Source organism: Amycolatopsis sp. NPDC021455, from assembly GCF_040640995.1.
Classification (GTDB): domain Bacteria; phylum Actinomycetota; class Actinomycetes; order Mycobacteriales; family Pseudonocardiaceae; genus Amycolatopsis.
Window position 1 is genome coordinate 366,827 of record NZ_JBFACT010000003.1, and the last position, 14,810, is coordinate 381,636.

General features: G+C 68.6%; 14 protein-coding genes and 1 tRNA gene. 7 read left to right on the plus strand and 8 right to left on the minus strand.

Annotation, left to right across the window (positions count from 1 at the left end):
* Positions 1-90: 90 nt before the first annotated feature.
* On the minus strand, positions 91-1,335 hold the full coding sequence (locus AB0G28_RS06985) for a DUF3662 and FHA domain-containing protein (RefSeq protein WP_361083873.1): 1,245 nt from the start codon (positions 1,333-1,335) through the stop codon (positions 91-93).
* A 130-nt stretch (positions 1,336-1,465) separates the two neighbouring features.
* Here AB0G28_RS06985 and AB0G28_RS06990 point away from each other — a divergent pair.
* Positions 1,466-1,548 (plus strand) — tRNA-Leu (locus tag AB0G28_RS06990).
* A 205-nt stretch (positions 1,549-1,753) separates the two neighbouring features.
* Here the strand turns inward: AB0G28_RS06990 and AB0G28_RS06995 are convergent.
* From AB0G28_RS06995 to AB0G28_RS07005, 3 genes are all read right to left on the minus strand, one after another.
* Positions 1,754-2,488 (minus strand): trypsin-like serine protease, encoded by a 735-nt coding sequence (locus AB0G28_RS06995; RefSeq protein WP_361083876.1) that lies wholly within the window; start codon positions 2,486-2,488, stop codon positions 1,754-1,756.
* Positions 2,489-2,591: 103 nt separating this feature from the next.
* Entirely contained in the window at positions 2,592-3,344 is a 753-nt protein-coding gene (locus tag AB0G28_RS07000; protein WP_361083879.1) for a trypsin-like serine protease, read from the minus strand.
* A gap of 143 nt (positions 3,345-3,487) precedes the next feature.
* Positions 3,488-3,862 carry an FKBP-type peptidyl-prolyl cis-trans isomerase gene (locus AB0G28_RS07005; RefSeq protein WP_361083882.1) on the minus strand — a complete coding sequence of 125 codons (375 nt, stop codon included), beginning with the start codon at positions 3,860-3,862 and terminating at the stop codon, positions 3,488-3,490.
* Positions 3,863-4,002: 140 nt separating this feature from the next.
* Between AB0G28_RS07005 and AB0G28_RS07010 the strand changes: the two genes are divergently transcribed.
* Complete coding sequence (locus tag AB0G28_RS07010) at positions 4,003-7,221, plus strand: penicillin acylase family protein (RefSeq protein WP_361083885.1); 3,219 nt, start codon at positions 4,003-4,005, stop codon at positions 7,219-7,221.
* 50 nt (positions 7,222-7,271) lie between these two features.
* Here the strand turns inward: AB0G28_RS07010 and AB0G28_RS07015 are convergent, their stop codons facing one another.
* Positions 7,272-8,267, minus strand: a complete 996-nt coding sequence (locus tag AB0G28_RS07015) for a hypothetical protein (RefSeq protein WP_361083888.1) — start codon at positions 8,265-8,267, stop codon at positions 7,272-7,274.
* Positions 8,268-8,367: 100 nt separating this feature from the next.
* Here AB0G28_RS07015 and AB0G28_RS07020 point away from each other — a divergent pair, with 100 nt between their 5' ends.
* The gene (locus AB0G28_RS07020) at positions 8,368-8,718 is read left to right on the plus strand and encodes a hypothetical protein (RefSeq protein WP_361083891.1); all 351 of its coding nucleotides are present in this window, start codon (positions 8,368-8,370) and stop codon (positions 8,716-8,718) included.
* Between the two features lie 3 nt (positions 8,719-8,721).
* Here the strand turns inward: AB0G28_RS07020 and AB0G28_RS07025 are convergent, their stop codons facing one another.
* Positions 8,722-9,531, minus strand: a complete 810-nt coding sequence (locus AB0G28_RS07025; protein ID WP_361083895.1) for a phosphoribosyltransferase — start codon at positions 9,529-9,531, stop codon at positions 8,722-8,724.
* A 167-nt stretch (positions 9,532-9,698) separates the two neighbouring features.
* On the opposite strand from AB0G28_RS07025, the gene AB0G28_RS07030 reads away from it, so the two are divergent.
* The 4 genes from AB0G28_RS07030 to AB0G28_RS07045 all read left to right on the plus strand — a co-directional run bounded on the left by AB0G28_RS07030 (position 9,699) and on the right by AB0G28_RS07045 (position 13,025).
* On the plus strand, positions 9,699-10,571 hold the full coding sequence (locus AB0G28_RS07030) for a DNA-processing protein DprA (RefSeq protein ID WP_361083898.1): 873 nt from the start codon (positions 9,699-9,701) through the stop codon (positions 10,569-10,571).
* Positions 10,572-10,601: 30 nt separating this feature from the next.
* Positions 10,602-11,642: a PLP-dependent transferase gene (locus tag AB0G28_RS07035; RefSeq protein ID WP_361083900.1), complete on the plus strand. Its 1,041-nt coding sequence runs from the start codon at positions 10,602-10,604 to the stop codon at positions 11,640-11,642.
* A gap of 61 nt (positions 11,643-11,703) precedes the next feature.
* The gene (locus AB0G28_RS07040; RefSeq protein WP_361083903.1) at positions 11,704-12,453 is read left to right on the plus strand and encodes a hypothetical protein; all 750 of its coding nucleotides are present in this window, start codon (positions 11,704-11,706) and stop codon (positions 12,451-12,453) included.
* A complete protein-coding gene (locus AB0G28_RS07045) occupies positions 12,450-13,025 on the plus strand; it encodes a class F sortase (protein WP_361083906.1) in 576 nt (191 codons plus the stop codon). Before AB0G28_RS07040 ends, AB0G28_RS07045 begins: the two co-directional genes overlap by 4 nt.
* On the opposite strand, the gene AB0G28_RS07050 is transcribed toward AB0G28_RS07045, so the two are convergent.
* The gene (locus AB0G28_RS07050) at positions 13,011-14,051 is read right to left on the minus strand and encodes a patatin-like phospholipase family protein (RefSeq protein ID WP_361083909.1); all 1,041 of its coding nucleotides are present in this window, start codon (positions 14,049-14,051) and stop codon (positions 13,011-13,013) included. The genes AB0G28_RS07045 and AB0G28_RS07050 overlap by 15 nt on opposite strands.
* A 10-nt stretch (positions 14,052-14,061) precedes the next feature.
* The gene (locus tag AB0G28_RS07055; RefSeq protein WP_361083912.1) at positions 14,062-14,808 is read right to left on the minus strand and encodes a FadR/GntR family transcriptional regulator; all 747 of its coding nucleotides are present in this window, start codon (positions 14,806-14,808) and stop codon (positions 14,062-14,064) included.
* Between the last annotated feature and the right edge of the window lie 2 nt (positions 14,809-14,810).

Consider the following 14,810-nt stretch of genomic DNA (forward strand, 5'->3'; position numbering starts at 1 on the left):
GCTCCCGACTCTTCCGCGCAGCCGCGACGCGGGTACGCCGCGGTCCCCCCCGCACGTCAATTCTGCGGGAACAGTATTCCGTGTCCCGAGTCAGCCCTGCGTACGGAACACGAGGGACGAATGGCCCACCCGGATGACGTCGCCGTCGGCGAGCTGCCAGGTCTGGACCGGGGTCCCGTTCACGGTCGTGCCGTTCGTCGAGCCGATGTCGGCCAGCGTGGCGCTCTGGCCGTCCCAGGTGATCTCCAGGTGACGGCGCGAGACACCGGTGTCCGGCAGGCGGAAGTCCGCGTCCTGACCCCGGCCCACGACGTTCCCGCCCTGCTTCAGCGAGTACGTGCGGTTCGAGCCGTCGTCCAGCTGCAGGCTCGCCGCGAGCTGACGGCCCGGCGCGGGCTGGCCGTAACCGCCCTGCTGCTGCCCGTACGGGTCAGCGGCCGGCTGGCCGTACGCCTGCTGCTGGCCGTACTGGTCGTAACCGCCCTGCTGCTGGCCGCCGTACTGGTCGTAGCCGCCGCCCTGGGGCTGGCCGTAGCCGCCCTGGTCGTAGCCACCGCCCTGGGGCTGGCCGTAGCCCTGGTCGTAGCCACCGCCTTGAGGCTGGCCGTAGCCGCCCTGGTCGTAGCCACCGCCCTGGGGCTGACCGTAGCCCTGGTCGTAGCCGCCGCCCTGGGGCTGCGCGTAGCCGCCCTGGTCGTAGCCACCCTGCTGGGGCTGGCCGTACTGGTCGTAACCGCCGCCCTGCTGCTGCTGGCCGTACTGGTCGTATCCGCCCTGCTGGCCGTAACCCTGGTCGTACCCGGGCTGCTGGCCACCCTGCTGTCCGTAGCCGTACTGGCCGCCGTGCTGGCCGTACGGGTCACCCTGGTCGTATTGGCCGTAGCCGGGGGGCTGGCTCATTGCTGGGTCTCCTGCGTTGCTGGGTCGTGCCGACCGCGGTGAACCGGCGCCTGAGGGGCGGGCGTCGGGATCGACGGACGAACGGGTCTTGAACTGTCCAGTATGCAGCGCCTCGTTGCGCTCGAGTGATACGACGACGTCACCATAGGTGTCCAGGCCCTCGGCGGCGAGGTGTTCCGCCACCGCCCTGGCCAGCATCTGCGTGACACGCTGCTCGTCACCGGCCATGCGCTCGTGGTCAGCCGCCCCCAGGGACACGATGTAGTGATTCGGGGCGAGCTGCCGACCGCCTGCCAGCTCACGAACGTTCTCCTCACTCTCCCGCTCCAGGGCGATCGCCACTTCCTGCGTGACGACGTTGCCACCGAACATGCGCGCGAAAGCGTTCCCCACCAGGTTCTCGAGTCGCTTGTCGAAACGCTCGGCGCGGCCCACCGGGGAAAACCTCCTCACACGTCTGCTTCCGCATCGATCCTATCCGGGTGAGCGAGCCTCTACACGGCCCCCGGTGAAACCCGTCCGAACGGCCTGCTAGTCTTCTCCTCGCTGCCGCAAGGAAGCACTCGGGCGAGTGGCGGAATGGCAGACGCGCACGGTTCAGGTCCGTGTGTCCGAAAGGACGTGAGGGTTCAACTCCCTCCTCGCCCACGCTGTTCAGGGGCCCGGTCGCTTGCGCGACCGGGCCCCTTCCCTTTGTCCTCATTCCTCCCGGGGGGGCCGAGCCCCCCGGACCCCCCACGGTGCCTTCGGCTCTGACCCAGCTTGGTTGCTTCTGTTGCCGGGGTTCTTTGGTGGGGAATGTCACCCGGTTGGACCCTGCGTGGTGTTCGCTTCTGGCGGACTTTTTGTGCTTCTAGGTTGTTGTTTTCTTGATCCAGTTCGTCAGGATGTCTGTCCTTGATGTTGTCTCTATGCCTGCGTGGGGGCAGCCTGGGCCTGTTGCCTCCAGGGCCAGCAGTCCGTCTTCCGGTGTGAAGTACGGGGCTCCTGAGTCGTATGTGCATGCGCTTGTCGTGATGTCCGGGGCTGCTCCTCGGACTCCCAGTGTTGTTGGCGCGATGCTCGCTATTGCCACCGTGCCCTCTTGCATGTGGGTTGCCGGCTTGGGGTTTTGGCTGGTCAGGCTGCCCCAGCCCGCCAGGGTCAACTGTTGGCCCACCTTGGGGGCCGCGTGGCTCACCATGAGGGGCGCGATCGTTGTCACTGGGGAGTCCAGGTGGAGGAGGGCCACGTCGTTCTGGTTGGCCTGGACTACCTCTGTTGCCTTGCGGGCTATGCCCGACTCTGTCTCTTCGTTGGTCAGGCCCAGCGTCGCCGTTGTGGGGTAGGGGACCTTGCCTGAGACCCTGTTGCGGTTCGCGTCGTGGAAGCAGTGGCCCGTGGTGATCAGCCAGCTCGGGGCGATCAGGGCTCCTGTGCAGTAGCTGCTGTACGTCGAGCCGTCCGGGCGGGGGATTTTCGTCATCGACAGCTTCGCCACGAAGCCGTACTGGCCCGGGAGGACGTCCGAACCGTGGGCTACCGCCCAGGCGGTGGGTGTGGTCGTGATGGTCAAGATGGCGGCGGCTAGCAGGGCGCGCAGGCGCATTCTTCCCCTTCGTCGAACTGTGTCGGCGTTCGACGTTAGGGGTGCCGGCGCGCGCTGGGAATTCCCTGGCCGGGCGTCACCCGGGTGACGCCCGGCCGCCGGGTCAGCCGGTGTGGGAAGCGATCCAGTCCGCGACCACGTCCACGCGCGAAGTCGTCTCGAGCTGGTTGTGCGGGCAGTCCGGGCCCGTCGACTCCACCGACACCAGCTGGCCGCCCGAGCCGGCCGCCACGAAGTACGGCGCGCCCGAGTCGTACACGCAGGCACTCGTCGTCGACGTCGGGGCCACGCCCTGGACGCCCAGCGTCGCCGCCGCGACCTGGCCGACCTTCACCGTGCCCTGCTGCAGCTTCGTCGACGGTGCCGGGTTGACCGAGGTCAGGCTGCCCCAGCCGGCCAGGGTCAGCAGCTGGCCGACCGACGGCGTGACCCGGTTGACCGTGAGCGGCGTGATCGTCGTGACGTCGGCGTCGAGCGTCGCGAGCGCGATGTCGTTGACGCTCGACTGGTAGACCGTGACGACGTTGCGCGTCACGCCGGGCGTGCTCTGGTTGACCGTGCCGAGCAGCACGGACGTCGGATACGGCACCGGGCCGGAGACGCGGTTGCGGTTCGCGTCGTGGAAGCAGTGCCCGGCCGTGATGATCCACTTCTTGGCGATCAGCGAGCCGGAACAGGCGCTGTTGTACTTCGTGCCGTCGGGCCTCGGGATGTTGGTCATGGTCAGCTTGGCGGCGAACCCGAACTGGCCCGCCGGGACATCGGAACCGTTGGCCACCGCCGAAGCCGGTGCCGCGGTGGCGAGACCGGCGGTCAAGGTCAGGAAGGCAGCGGAAAGCACGGCGCGAACGCGCATCGGTGAATCCCCCTTGTCACGCACCGGCGACCCGCGCCGGTGATCACCATCGAGGGTAGCGAGGCGCGCGAGGGCGGGAATGCTCTGCTCGGGCTAATAAGACGGCCCCGGCGGAACTCCGCCGGGGCCGTTTGCCGGAAAAGTCAGTTAACGCCGACCAGGTCGACGACGAAGATCAGGGTCTCGCCGGGCTTGATGACACCGCCCGCGCCGCGGTCGCCGTAGGCCAGGTGCGGCGGGATCACCAGCTTGCGGCGCCCGCCGATCTTCATGCCCGCGACACCCTGGTCCCAGCCGGAGATGACCTGGCCGGCACCGAGACCGAAGCGCAGCGGCTCGCCCCGGTTCCAGGACGCGTCGAACTCTTCGCCGGTCGAGTGCGCGACGCCGACGTAGTGCACGGTGACGGCCTTGCCGGGCGTGGCCTCCGCGCCGTCACCGACGGTGAGGTCGGTGATCTCGAGGTCGGCCGGAGGCGGTCCGTCCGGGCGGTCGATGAGGGGCTTTTCCAAGGTCATGGGCCTCACCGTACCGACGCCCGGGGTGCTGCGCCGAACGGCCTACGCCCAAGGAGGGGAAAAACGCGAAAACTCTTCACACTTGACCTACTGCTGGGTAACGTGCGCTTCGTCACTCTTCTGACTGAGGGGAGCCCGGCATGCGACGTGGCATCCGCGCCCTGACCGTTACGGCACTGGGGGCCCTCGTGGCCGGGCTCACCCAGGTCGTCATCACCGCGCCGGCCGCGCACGCGGCTTTGTCGCCCGACGACTACTGCGGCGGGCAGTGCAGCGACATCCTCCCGCCCGGCGAACAAGGCAGCGCCACCCTCGCGGAGATCCTGGCGCACAAGCTGCTCGGCACCCGCCCGGCGCACTCGGCCGACCAGCTCGGGAAGTACGCCTCGCTGGCGGGCGGCTACAAGACGCTGACGACCGGTGCGATCAACCAGTACTTCAACGACTCCTCGTTCGGCGTCCCGGCCGACCAGGTCGCGAGCACGACGCAGCCGCGTTCGGACGTGACGATCGTGCGCGACAAGGCCCTCGGCGTCCCGCACATCACCGGGACCACCCGCGCCGGCACCGAGTTCGGCGCCGGGTACGCCGCCGCGCAGGACCGGCTGTGGCTGATGGACGTGCTGCGCCACGCCGCCCGCGGCCAGGTCACCTCGTTCGCCGGTGGCGCCGAAGCCAACCGCGAGCTCGAACAGCAGTTCTTCGCGAACGCGCCGTACACCGAGGCCGAGCTGCAGCAGCAGATCGACCGCACCGCCGCGAGCGGCCCGCGTGGCGCGCAGGGCCTCGCCGACGCGCAGGCCTACGTCGACGGCATCAACAAGTACATCAGCGACTCCTACAACGGCCGCTACTTCCCGGGCGAGTACGTGCTGACCGGGCACGTCGACTCGATCACCAACGCGGGCTCGATCGACCCGTTCAAGCTGACCGACCTGGTCGCGCTCGCCTCGCTGATCGGCGCCGAGTTCGGCGCGGGCGGCGGCGGCGAGGTCCAGAACGCCATCGCGAAGCTCGCGATGCAGGAGAAGTACGGCGTCGTGCAGGGCGAGAAGGTGTGGCAGAGCCTGCGCTCGGAAGACGACCCCGAGACGGTCAAGACGCTGCACGACGGCCAGACCTTCCCGTACGGCAAGACGCCGGCCAACGCGGCCGGACGGGCCATGCCGGACAAGGGTTCGGTGACCCCGCAGCAGCTGGTGTTCGACAAGACCGGCTCGGCCTCGACCGCGACGCCGTCCACTGTGGACGTCGCCGCGCCCGCGGAGCTGGAGCCCGCCCGCGGGATGTTCGAGAACGGCGTGCTGCCGGCGAACCTGCTGAGCGAGAAGCACGGCATGTCCAACGCGCTGCTCGTCTCCGGCGCGAAGACCGCCAGCGGCCACCCGGTCGCCGTGTTCGGCCCGCAGACCGGCTACTTCGCGCCGCAGCTGCTGCTGTTGCAGGAGCTGCAGGGCCCGGGCATCAGCTCGCGCGGCGCGGCCTTCGCCGGGCTGAGCATGTACACGCTGCTGGGCCGCGGCCAGGACTACTCGTGGAGCGCGACGACGTCGGCGCAGGACATCATCGACACCTACGCGCTGCAGCTGTGCGACCCGAACGGCGGCACGCCGACGAAGGACTCGAACTACTACACCTACCAGGGCAAGTGCGTCCCGATGGACACCGTCGAGGTGAAGAACGCCTGGAAGCCGACGGTGGCCGACGGCACCGCGGCGGGTTCGTACACCTTGCGCAGCTACCGGACCAAGTACGGGCCGGTGCAGAGCCGGGCGACCGTCGGCGGCAAGCCGGTGGCCTACGCGGCACTGCGCTCGTCCTACTTCCACGAGGTCGACTCGCTCATCGGCTTCCAGGAGCTGAACGACCCGACCTTCGTCAAGTCCGCGGCGGACTTCCAGAAGGCCGCGTCCGACATCAACTTCACGTTCAACTGGTTCTACGCCGACTCGCGGGACATCGCCTACTTCAACTCCGGCGCCAACCCCGCGCGGCAGTCCGATGTGGACCCGAACATGCCGGTGTGGGGCGACCAGGGCCACGACTGGCAGGGCTGGAACCCGGCGGGCAACCTGGCGACCTACACGCCGGCGTCGCAGCACCCGCAGTCGATCAACCAGGACTACTACGTCAGCTGGAACAACGCCCAGGCCAACGGCTACGCGGCCGCGGGCGCGGACAAGTCGGCCGTGCACCGCGTCGACCTGCTCGACTCGCGGGTGAAGCAGCTGATCTCCAGCGGCACCAAGGTCACCCGGGTCAACCTGACCCAGGCGATGGCGGACGCCGCGCTGGCCGACCTGCGTGCCGAGCGCGTCCTGCCACTGCTGCTGCAGGTGCTCGACAAGACGCCGACCACCGGCGCGGCGGCGGACGCCGAGACGAAGCTCAAGACGTGGCTCTCGAACGGCCACCTGCGCAAGGAGACTTCGCCCGGTAGCAAGACGTACGCCGACGCGGACGCGATCCGCATCTTCGACGCCTGGTGGCCGCTGCTCGTCCAGGCCGAGTTCAAGCCGGGCATGGGCGACGCCGCCTACACCGCGATGACGAACGTGCTGGGCATCAACGAAAGCCCGTCCGGGTGGCAGAACGGCAACGGCCAGCACACCGGCCAGCCCCACAAGGGCTCGTCGTTCCAGTTCGGCTGGTGGGGTTACGTCAGCAAGGACATCCGGCAGGTGCTCGGCCAGCCGGTGGCCGGCCCGCTCGCGCAGACGTTCTGCGGCGGCGGCGACGTCACCGCGTGCCGCCAGGCGCTCGTCGACTCGCTGACCACGGCCGCCGGCCAGGCCGCGAACACCGTCTACCCCGGTGACGCGAACTGCTCGGCCGGTGACCAGTGGTGCGCCGACTCGATCATCCAGAACCCGCTCGGCGGCATCACGCAGGACAAGATCAGCTGGCAGAACCGCCCGACGTTCCAGCAGGTCGTCGAGTACGCCGCGCACCGCGGGGACAACATCGCGAACCTGGCGGCGACGAAGACGGTCAGCGCCACCAGCGCCGAGACCGGCTTCTACAACTCGCCGGCGTCGAACGCGATCGACGGGAACGCCTCGACCCGCTGGGCCAGCGACTGGAGCGACGACCAGGCGATCACCGTCGACCTCGGCTCGGTCCAGCAGGTTTCGCGGGTGCTGCTCAACTGGGAATCGGCCTACGGCAAGAGCTACAAGATCCAGCTCTCGCCGGACGCCGTGCACTGGACGGACGCGGCGGTGGTGACCGACGGCGACGGCGGACAGGACAACGTCTCGTTCGCCGCGACCCCGGCCCGGTTCGTGAAGATGCAGGGCGTCCAGCGCGGCACGAAGTACGGCTATTCGCTCTACGAGTTCGAGATCTACGCCCACTGATACCCGGCCGGGGCACTCACGGACGCGTGCGTGCCCCGGCCTCGGTGTTATTAGTGGTGGGTGGTCGGCTTGGCGACGTCGTGGATCAGCACGGTGTGACCGGTGAGAGTCTTCTCTCGGGCCAGTTCAGTCAGCTCGAATTCGTTCAGTGAAGCACCGGGGACGCCGGCATCCCTGAGCGTTCTCGGCGGCACCCGCAGGCTGCCCCCAGTCGAGGCTGTGTCGACCTCGGGGATCGACTGCGCGAGTCGGAAGAGTTCGCGGTGCGCCACGATCAGCACTGATATGGCGCGCTCCGCGGCGGTACGTCTGAACTCCCACAGCCGACGGATCAGCGTGAGGTGCCTGGGCCGCGAGGGGACGTTCTCCTCGTGGACCAGCGTGACCTGCACGTCGATCTCCGGCGTCGTCTCGTAGTGCAGGGACAACCGGCCGAGGGGCCTGGTGAGAAGCGACGCGAGTTCGGCCGGTAGCCCCGCAGCCTTGAGCGCTGTTGCTGTTGCGTGAGTTGCCACCTGATCCGTAGTCAGATGCAGCATTCCACTGCCGGCTTCGTCGGTGATCCACTCGGCCAGCCGTTGTGATGCGAGTGGCCAGGCCGGCTCGCTGCCAGGCCGCATAGGGGAGCGGAAGACCGGGCTGCCGTTGCCCGGCTGCCACGCGCCCAGCCAGCTGCGATGCTCCAATGGAAGCAGGGTCCGCAGGTCATCCGGATCGCAATGCGCGAGGGGCGGCAGGTCAAAGGCCAGTGCGAGCGAAAGAAGCATCGGCAGGGTGATCGCCCGGCGACCGGACCAGACGGCGAGGACGGTGCGGTCGCCTCTCGCCTTACCTAGGTGGGCCGCGACATCGGCGGCGGACAGGCTCGTCCCGCACTGTGCCCGGATTCGGGCGACGAGTTGCTGCTGGGCGAACGCCGCCGCAACCTCGCCGGGATTTTGTCCCTCGTCGACGAACCACCGGGGCTCACCGGTGAACGTGTGACCTTCGGTGTACCGGATCGGGGGACCGTCGCCCGGTGGGCGGCCGCGCCGCGGCTCGTTCATGGTCGGCTCCCCGGCGAGCCTTCGACATTTAAACTACGGCTGGTTGTAGTTTAAACGCCGGTACTCGAGAGATCCAGCGCGACGTGGAGAGGGAGTTCGGATGGACGTGCGGATGCTGACTGATCAGCTCGAGTCGTCCTCTCCGCTGCCCGGCGTTGCGTTCGTGGTTGCGCGGGAGGTCGTCGAGTCGGCCGTGCTGGATGGCATGGTCAACGAAGACGCCGCTGAGGATCTGATGCGGGCGGCCGAACATCTGCAGGTTGCAGCCGCAGGTAACACGATGCTGAGTGGATATCAGACTTTGGTCGGGCACCTTGTCCACATCGCGGAGACTCGCTCACTGCCCGACGACCGTACGCTGATCGAGGTCAGATCGGCGCTGCGGGAATTCGTGAGGACAGTGCCGCGAGAAGGCTCGGTGGCACCGACCACCGACTACGTCGGTTTCTGAGGTTCAGCGTCGCCAGTTGCGGGCGGCGGTCAAGCCGAGCACGGTCGACGCGCCGGCAAGCCGGGCGGCGCGGGCCACTCCACGCATTGTGTATCCAGTATGGAAGACGTCGTCGACCACCAAGACCGCGAGGCCGCTCAAATCCCGCTCGAACACGAAGTAGTCGAGCAGTTCGGCTCGCTCCTGGTCTGTCATGTTCTTCACGGACTTACGAAAACCTGGGCGGCGGCTCTTCGGTGACATGCACGGTACTTCTGCGTGTCTAGCAACCGTGACGCCGATGCGGACGCTGGTAGCCACCTGGTCCGAGTCGTGTCCGGGGACCGCCAGAACCAAGTCGATCGAGCGAAACCAGGGGTGGGTCATCACTACTTCGGAGAGTAGTGCTGTGAGCCGCTGGCCCGCCTGGGCTACTTCTACCTCACCAAGGGCTTGGTACTTGATCGCGTTGACCAGCGATCCCACAGGTGTGGGTGCCAGTCCTGACCCGCCGTTGAAGGGCGGTCGGTAGTAGAAGTCGAGGGCTATGACCGCGTCGAGGTCTTCCGTTGTCCGCAACGTCAAAACGCGTTGGAGCACGTCAAGAGTCGGCACTGGGTCGGCCTCGCTCCCCAGGCAGAGTCGATGCGTCCAGGCCGGAGCATACCTGGGATAGAGATCTACCTTCATTGTCCCGGGAAAAGCTCGGATCACCTGATCTGTGATCTCGTCTGATCCCCGTAGTAACAGCAGTTTCTTCTGTCCCACATGTTCCCAAGCCCAGTCAGCGAGGCGGTTACCTCGGGGATCTGGATTGAAGGTTCCGGACGACATAGCGCTGAGTAGCCCTCCCTGGACTACTCAGTGTCGCGCAGGGTTGGCGTTCGGTGCGTGATCTGCGAGGGGTGTGTCGACGGGTGGACTAGATCGAACATGTGTTCTAGTGTCGTGCTTTGATGAGATAGCGTCATAGTCCCTGCGTTGGAGAGAGCGGCCGAGCCATGACGATCGAAGGAGCTACTTCGGTTCGTGAGCTGGTGTTTGCTCTGCTGGCGCCACGTGCGGCGGGCGGTCCGCGACGCGCGGCGAAGGTGCTACTCCAGTCGGGCCGCCGCAGCCTCGAGGAGGTGGCGGGTGAGCTTCCGTACGAGGAGCAAGTCGCTGCAGCCGAGCTGGCGGATGGTCTGCTGTCCCAGGGCGTAGGCGTACTCTTCTGTGACGATCCCGCGTACCCGGATCGTCTGCGGGTGGCTCCTGGAGCTCCACCGGTCCTGTATCACCGTGGGCCGATCGAACTGCTCAACCGTTCATCGATCGGGGTGTGCGGTTCGCGCAATGCGGGTACGGAGGGCCTGCGTGCTGCCCGAGCCTGTGGGGAGGAGGCAGCCGCTCTTGGCGTTGTAGTCGTTTCCGGGTACGCGAAGGGGGTCGATACCGAAGCGCATACCGCTGCGCTCACCGCCGGAGGCGGCACCGTGGCAGTGCTTGCCGAAGGAATTCTCGACTTCCGGCTCAAGCAGGCCTACCGCGATCTGCCTGATGAAGCATTGCGGCGGCTGCTGGTGGTCTCGCAGTTTCCTCCGAAGCAGCGGTGGACCGCGGGCGCCGCCATGACGCGTAACCAAGTCATCGTCGGCTTGGGAGACGCGGTTGTCGCCGTTGAAGCGGGCAAAACGGGTGGAACACTCCGAGCCGGTGAAGTCGCGCTTCAAAGTGGAAAGCGACTGTGGGTACTCGGATTTCCCGGCGAGGACCCACCGGGCAACAAGGCGTTGCTCGCCGCAGGCGGTTCCCGGATCGCCAGCCGGACTGCGCTGAGGGCCAAGTTGCAGGACCTCTTAAGAGGCCCCTTCTCGCCGTCGCTGTTCGACTGAGTGCCCCGGCCTCCCCTTATCGTGAGGCGCATGGACGACTGGACGCCTCGCACCAAGGCCATCGCCGCCGGCCGCCCGCACGGTCCCGGCGAGCCGCTGAACACCCCGCTCGTCGCCACCAGCACCTACCAGGCCGGTGGCGATTTCGCGTACGCGCGCAGCGACGGGACGCCGACGTGGCTGGCGCTCGAAGAGGCCGTCGGTGCATTGGAAGGCGGGCAGGCGACGGCGTTCGCGTCCGGGGTCGCCACGCTGTCCGCGGTCCTGGACCTGCTGCCGGTCGGCTCGCGGGTCGCCGTGCCGACGTTCAGCTACGCCGTGACGCGCGGAGTGCTGGCCCACGCGCAGAAGCTCGGCAAGCTCGCCGTCACCGAGCTGGAGCCCACCGATACCGACGCGTGGGTCGCCGAGGCCGCGACGTCCGACCTGGTCTGGCTGGAGTCGCCGACCAACCCGACCCTCGACGTGATGGACATCGAGACCATCGCCGCGGCCGCACGCGGCCGGGTCGTCGTCGACAACACCTTCGCGACGCCGTTGCGGCAGCGGCCACTGGAACTGGGTGCGGACGTCGTCGTGCACAGCGCGACCAAGCTGATCGGCGGGCACAGCGACCTGCTGCTGGGGATCACGGTGGCCAAGGACCCGGCCGTCGCGGCCGAGCTGCGCGGCGCGCGGACGCGGGTCGGCTCGACGCCGGGCGCGCTGGAGGCGTGGCTCGCCCTGCGCGGCCTGCGGACCATGCCCGTGCGGCTGGCGGAGCAGTCCCGCACCGCCGCGCTGCTGGCCGGGCGGCTGGCCGGGCACGCGGGCGTGCGGCGGGTGCGCTACCCGGGCTTCGGGATGATGATCGCGTTCGACCTGGCCGACGCCGAAACGGCGGACCGGTTCTGCGCGTCGGTCCGGCTGATCCGGGCGGCGACGAGCCTCGGCGGCGTCGAAAGCCTGGTCGAACGGCGGGCGTGGCTGGCAGGCGAGGAGCGCGTCCCGCCCGGGCTGATCCGGTTCAGCGTCGGCCTGGAAGACCCGGAGGACCTCTGGCGCGACCTGGCGTTCGCCCTGCCGGAGTAACGCGGGTGGGCGAATCCTCGATAGTCGCGACGTCGCAGGTCAACGCCGTTGGGAGTCACTTGTGGGTAGAACGCTGAGCCGGGTCGCGGGGATCGTGTCCGCGGGCGCGCTGATCACCTTCGCCGCCGCTCCGGCCGCTTTGGCCCAGACGGAGACCGAGACGACCACGGCGTCGCCGGCGACGGAGACCTCGTCGTCCGAGACCACGACGACGGCTCCGCCGACTTCCGAGACCCCGACCTCCACGGCCACGACGACCGCGACCACCTCGGCCGACCCGACGAACGTGGTCACCACGACCACCACCACGGCGTCGGCACCCACCTCCACCTCCGCGGACAGCGAGCCGCTGAAGGACGACTACCAGGACAACACCGGCCACGGCTTCGTCGGCCTCGGCGGCGAGGGCGTCCTGGTCATCGCCTGCGCGTCCGGCAAGATCGGCCCGGTCTCGACCCAGTACCTGAGCGTCACCGGCGGTCCGGACCAGGACGAGTCGGACGGCCGCTACTGGAACTACACCGTCCGCGTCGTCGACGCCCCGGCCGGCACCACGACCGCGAAGTTCAGCTGGACCTGCGACGGCGTCGAGGGCAACGGCATCGTCGACTTCGAGCAGGTGCAGCAGCCCCCGACCTCGACGAGCAGCACGCCGACCAGCACCGAGCCGACCAGCACGAACCCGTCGAGCACCGCGCCGATCACCACGGCGACTTCGGCTGCGCCGGCCGGGAACAGTGCCCCGAAGGCCCAGGTCAAGGTCGCGCCCAAGGGCGGGGTCGAGACGGGCTTCGGCGGCATGGCCGGATGACCGTCCTGCGGGTAGGCGCGGTCGCCGCCGCGCTCGTCGTCGCGCTGGCCGGGTGCAGTGGCGAGGCGCCGAAAGCCGCCCCCGTGCCCTCGTCGGTGCCGGTGACCGCGCCGTTCAAGGGCCTCCGGCCGACGTCGGTGAAGATCCCCAAGATCGGCGCGGAGTCCAGCCTGCTCGCGGTGGCCGTCAAGACCGACGGCTCGATCTCCGTCCCGTCGGTGCACACGCCGATGCAAGCCGCTTGGTACAAGCTCTCGCCGGTGCCCGGCGACGTCGGCCCGGCGATCGTGCTCGGGCACGTCGACGGCGACAAGAAGCCCGGCATCTTCTCCAAGCTCAAGGACCTCGTGCCCGGCGACGAGGTGGACATCGACCGCAGTGACGGGCGGAAGCTGAAGTTCGTCGTCGCGCGCGTCACCCAGGTCCCGAAGGACAACTTCCCGCGTGACGCCGTCTACGGCAACAGCGCCAAGCCGGAGCTGCGGCTGATCACGTGCGGCGGCGTGTTCGACCACGCCGAGCACAGCTACAAGGACAACATCGTCGTCTACGCGAACCTAGCCGACGCCTGAGCCGGGGTACGGGAACTCCGGTTTCAACTCCGTGTCCGGGCACACCCAGCGCCGCATGCCCGCGTCGCAGACCGCGTAACCCCAGTTGATCAGCTGGTCCTGCGTGGTCTCCGACGTCCTGGTCAGCCGCGTCTTCGTCTCGGCGAGCTTCCGGGTCCGCTCGACCGGCGCGGGCAGGGCGTCCGGCAGTTCGAAGTTCCCGATGTCGCTGTAGGTCGCCCAGTACGTGCCCGCGTACGTTTTGTCCTGATAGGACTTCAGCAATGAGCCGGTGCGCAGCTCGCGGACCTGGTTGTCCATCACGGTCAGCACGCGCAGCAGCTGCATCGGCCAGTTCCGCTTGGGCCGGTCCTCGTGCTGCATCTTCTTGCCGGCGTCGCTGACCAGGACGGTCGCCCGCTGGTTCTCGATCGGGTCGAGACCGAGGTTGTCGTACACGCCGGCGTCGCTGAGCACGATCTTGTGGCCGGCCCGGTGCGGGTCGTCGATGACGACCGGCGAGAGCATCGGCGGGAAGGCCGACGACGCGGCGACCGCGGTCGCGAGGGGAATCCGCCCGTGCGGGCCCGGCTGCCGGAAGAACCACCACAGCGAGCCGTCCTGCAGGTTGGTGGCGGTGAACACGAAGTTCGGCCCGGCCGGGTCGAGGTCCGCGAGGCAGCAGTCGCCGAAGAGGTGCTGCGCGTACCGGCGCGCGAGTTCCTCGCCCGCGCTGCGCCACGGGATGAACATCGCTTTCAGCGTGACCGGGATGTCGAGGTTCGTGCGGGCCAGCTTCCGGATCGGCTGCACGACCTCCTTGCCGAAGTTCTCCGCGACGCCGTCTTCGCCGAAGTACAGCTTGTTCCAGGCGTGCGCCAGCACACCCGCCGCGATCGAACCGCCGGAGACGCTGGAGACGGTCGTCAGCTTCGGCAGCCAGCCGAGCTCGTTGAGCCGCCAGAGCGCGCCGGCGTGGAAGAGCATTGCGCGGTAGCCGCCGCCCGAGAGCGCGAGGCCGACGCCGTCCCGTTTCGCCGAATCCACGCGGAGGAGTTTAGGGCCGCAGCAGCGGTTCGAGGAGAGGCCGTTGCCCAGCCGGGACGTATTCGGCGTAGTTGTCGTACAAGGCCTGTTTGGCCAGGTGGGCCGCACCGGCGCCGTCGGCCGCGCGGATCGCGTCGAGCACCTCCGCGTGGTGCGCGAGCCACGCGCGCATCAACGACGTCCGGTTGCTGGCGTGTTCGAGCTTGTCCTCGATCAGTTCGAGCACGACCCCGCGCACGACTTCTTCGCTGACCACCAGCAGGGGATTGCGCGAGATCCGCGCGATCACCTCGTGGAACGCGACGTCGGCGCGGCTGAACTCGGCGTACCCGCGGGTGACGCCTTCGCGCATCGACTCCAGCGCCGCGTCGAGGCCGGTCAGGTCGTCTTCGGTGCGGAGCTCGGCCGCGAGCAGGTGGGCCGAGCCGTCGAGGATCATCCGGAACTGCAGCAGCTCGGCGAGCCCGACGTGGTCGGCGCGGGCGAGCCGGTGCATCGAGCGGTGCAGGGCGGCGGGCGACGCGGCCAGCACCTCGGGCCCGCGTGGGTCGCCGGGCCGCGAGCGGATCATCTCGGCTGCCTGCAGCACGCGCAGGGCTTCGCGGATGGTCGAGCGGCCGACGCCGAACTGCGTCATCAGCTCGCGCTCGCTCGGCAGGCGTTCGCCCGGCTTGAGCGCGCCGCTGATCACGGCCTGCTCGATCTGCTCCACGACCCGCTCGTACGCGCGCACGGGAGCCACCGGTTCGAACTGCATCC